Genomic DNA, 2,938 nt, shown 5'->3' on the forward strand with positions numbered 1-2,938 from the left:
GCGCGGCGGCGCGGTCGGCTTCGACACTGCGCATCAGGTGGAACAGGTCCTCCATACGCCGGTGGTCCTGGAGGATGAGTTCGACGACGTCCTTGGTCTCGGCCATGGCTGGTCACCACTTTCATGTGAAGCGCTGAGGATCACTACCCCTTACCCTCGCTAGCCGCGTTCATGGCTGTCCGACGTCGGTGCCCCACCTGGCCGTGCTCCTCCTGCCTCACCCGGTGGGGGGCGTATGCGTGGTGCCTGATGGGGCGGAGTTGGTCAGGTCGTCGAGTCGGGCGGCGAGGTCGGGGTGTGTGGTGGTGAGGTGGGGACGGGTGGCGTGGAGGGGGTGGATGAGTTCGGTGGGGTCGTCGTGGGCGAGGGCTGCGTGGAGTCGGTCGAGCGGGGGGCGGGCTGTGTGGGGCAGGTCGGTGAGGGCGGTGATCTGGCCGGCGATGCGGCGCAGGTCGGCTGCGTTGTGGCGTGCCCATGCGGCGGTGGCGCGGCCGGCGGCGCGGTGTTCGCGGGTGGCCTGGACTCGTTGTTCGCCGGTGGTTCCTGCGGGTCCGGGGCGGCCGCGGAGGTAGCGGCGTTCCGCGGCCTGGCGGCTGGCGACGCCGAGGGGGTGGGCGAGGTCGGCCCAGCTGGCTCCTGCCTGGCGGGCGGTTTCGATCAGGCCGGTCTCCCAGCCGGCGAGCTGCTCGCGTACCTGCCGCAGCAGCAGCAGCGAAGCCAGGGCCTGTTGCGGGCCGACGTCGCCGGCCGGAGCCGTGGCGGTGCCGGGGGCGTCGCGCCGAGCTGCGTGCAGGGCGTCGTCTATGGCGTGCAGGGCTGCCGCGGCGGCCAGGAACGACGCCGGGTCCTGTGTGTCGGCGCTGGACGATGACGACTGGTCGCCTGGGGCCATGGGGCACCTCCCTCAAGTGTCATCCATTGGGTGACACGCTGCTTGTCATCCGATGGATGACATGCTACAACGGATTCAGCGAAGCGCATTGGCAGCAACTGCCTGAACTTCCTGGAGGTGTTTTCCCATGTTGATGCGCACCGACCCCTTCCGTGAGCTCGACCGGCTGGCACAGCAGCTGACGGGGCCGGGTACCTGGACCCGGCCGGCCGCGATGCCCATGGACGCCTACCGTGAGGGCGACGAGTACGTGGTGGCCTTCGATCTTCCCGGTGTCAGCGCGGACGCGATCGACATCGACGTCGAGCGGAACATGCTGACGGTCAGGGCCGAGCGCCGCCCCGCGGCCAAGGCGGACGACGTGAAGATGGAGCTCTCCGAGCGGCCGCTGGGCGTCTTCTCCCGCCAGATCGTGCTCGCCGACACGCTGGACACCGAGCAGATCCAGGCCGACTACGACGCGGGCGTACTCACCCTGCGCATCCCGATCGCCGAGCGCGCCAAGCCCCGCAAGATCACCGTCGGCGTCGGATCCGGCCGCAAGCAGATCTCCCTCTGAGCCGGACGGACCTCGACTGAACAGCGGCGGAGGACGGGCGACCTGATCTCCCCCTCGCCCGTCCTCCGCGCCCCGCAGACCGAGACAACAGGGGAGGCGGCCGACGTGACTGTGCGATGGGAAGCGTTCCTCGACCATGTGAAGGAACGCGGCGCGTACGACACCGTGCAGGAGGCCGAGCGCGCTGCCCGCGTGGTGCTCGCCCTGCTCGGCGCGCACCTGGTCGGCGAGGTACGCGCGCGGGTGGCGGCGCGTCTGCCGGAAGAGTTCGCTCTGATCCTGCTCAACCCGCTCCAGAGCGCCGAGCCGCTGTCGGCGGAGCGGTTCGTGCGGGCGACGGCAGCATGGATCGAGGGCGCGACGGAACGGACCGCGGCCTGGGACGTCAGCGCCGTCCTGTCCACCGTCGCCGACACCGTGGGGGAGGACCTCCTGACAGAGGTCCTGCTCCAGCTTCCCGCGGGCTACGACCTCCTCTTCGGCCGCCCCCAACCCACCTAAAACCATCCCCGGTGGCCGCACAGCGGCCCACCACGACCCTGGTGACAGAAAGGCAACCACCGCAGTGATGCCCGACCAGAGCGCACCCCAGCAGCCCCACGGCAGGGCGTACGAGCAGCTGCTGGAGAAAGTCCGCTACGACGGCGCCTACCCCACCCGTGAAAAGGCCGAGGAAGCCGTCCGCCTCGTCCTGTCAGGCCTGGGACGCCAGCTGACCGGCGACGAACGCGTCGAACTCGCCGCCCGCCTCCCCCTCGAAGCCGCACGCATCCTCACCCAGCAGATACCCGACCCCCAGCCGCTGACCGGCTTCGCCTTCGTCCACGACCTCGCCACCCGCAACGGCACCTCCCCGGCCACCACCCGCTGGGACGTCGGCTCCGTCTTCCACGTCATCGCCGCGCACGCCGGCCCCGCCCTCCTGACCCGCATCCTGCGTCAACTCCCCTCCGGCTACGCGCTCCTGTTCGGCCGCGCCGAACTCACCCCCGCCGCATAGACGGCGACACGCGAGCTCGGGACGACCAGATGCTGAACCGCTCGTGCCAGCGTGGTCGAGCCAGCCGTCATCGCCCCGACAGGGAGGCCGAACCGCCCGGCTGAGCCATCAGCCCGCCAGGCGGTGTGACGGCAAGGGCAGCTCGTGGGCTGTGGATCCAGGACCTCGACCAAGACACCGAAGCCCCACGACGCGTTCGAGCTGCTACTGGCCGGTGCTCAGCGCTTCGTCGTCCGTGCCCCGAGCACCCCAACCAGGACGCCACCCGCCGCGCCCGGACCGCACCCTCCCAACCGCCCTTCGCCGTACTCTTCACATGCCCCGTCACCCCGGAAGGGGCGGCACGGCTTGAACAGTCCTCCGGGCGGTCTCTGTTGCCGGAACCCTTTTCCCTTAAAGGTCCTAACAGAAGTGGTGTGATGGCGTGACTGTCAGCTGGGCTACTCGTTAGGCCATCCGTGGGGAAGAGGGAGTCCCGTCCGTGGAT

General features: G+C 70.1%; 4 protein-coding genes and 1 pseudogene. 3 read left to right on the forward strand and 2 right to left on the reverse strand.

Annotation, left to right across the window (positions count from 1 at the left end; genetic code table 11):
- Together AB0C59_RS34735 and AB0C59_RS34740 are read right to left on the reverse strand one after the other, a co-directional pair.
- Positions 1 to 106 (reverse strand): annotated as a pseudogene (locus AB0C59_RS34735) (hemerythrin domain-containing protein); the annotation flags it as partial.
- 111 nt (positions 107 to 217) lie between these two features.
- Complete coding sequence (locus tag AB0C59_RS34740; protein WP_363011848.1) at positions 218 to 892, reverse strand: type III effector protein; 675 nt, start codon at positions 890 to 892, stop codon at positions 218 to 220.
- Between the two features lie 127 nt (positions 893 to 1,019).
- Here AB0C59_RS34740 and AB0C59_RS34745 point away from each other — a divergent pair, with 127 nt between their 5' ends.
- From AB0C59_RS34745 to AB0C59_RS34755, 3 genes are all read left to right on the forward strand, one after another.
- Positions 1,020 to 1,451 carry an Hsp20/alpha crystallin family protein gene (locus AB0C59_RS34745; RefSeq protein WP_363011850.1) on the forward strand — a complete coding sequence of 144 codons (432 nt, stop codon included), beginning with the start codon at positions 1,020 to 1,022 and terminating at the stop codon, positions 1,449 to 1,451.
- Positions 1,452 to 1,556: 105 nt separating this feature from the next.
- Entirely contained in the window at positions 1,557 to 1,952 is a 396-nt protein-coding gene (locus tag AB0C59_RS34750) for a DUF2267 domain-containing protein (RefSeq protein WP_363011852.1), read from the forward strand.
- 67 nt (positions 1,953 to 2,019) lie between these two features.
- Positions 2,020 to 2,451: a DUF2267 domain-containing protein gene (locus AB0C59_RS34755; protein WP_363011854.1), complete on the forward strand. Its 432-nt coding sequence runs from the start codon at positions 2,020 to 2,022 to the stop codon at positions 2,449 to 2,451.
- The last annotated feature ends 487 nt before the right edge of the window (positions 2,452 to 2,938 follow it).

The organism is Streptomyces sp. NPDC048664 (assembly GCF_040650555.1).
Classification (GTDB): Bacteria; Actinomycetota; Actinomycetes; order Streptomycetales; family Streptomycetaceae; genus Streptomyces.

Bases quoted from the DNA above. Each gene is read 5' to 3' on its own strand.
- AB0C59_RS34740 (WP_363011848.1), bottom strand. From the start codon at position 892: ATGGCCCCAGGCGACCAGTCGTCATCGTCCAGCGCCGACACACAGGAC.
- AB0C59_RS34745 (WP_363011850.1), top strand. From the start codon at position 1,020: ATGTTGATGCGCACCGACCCCTTCCGTGAGCTCGACCGGCTGGCACAG.
- AB0C59_RS34755 (WP_363011854.1), top strand. From the start codon at position 2,020: ATGCCCGACCAGAGCGCACCCCAGCAGCCCCACGGCAGGGCGTACGAG.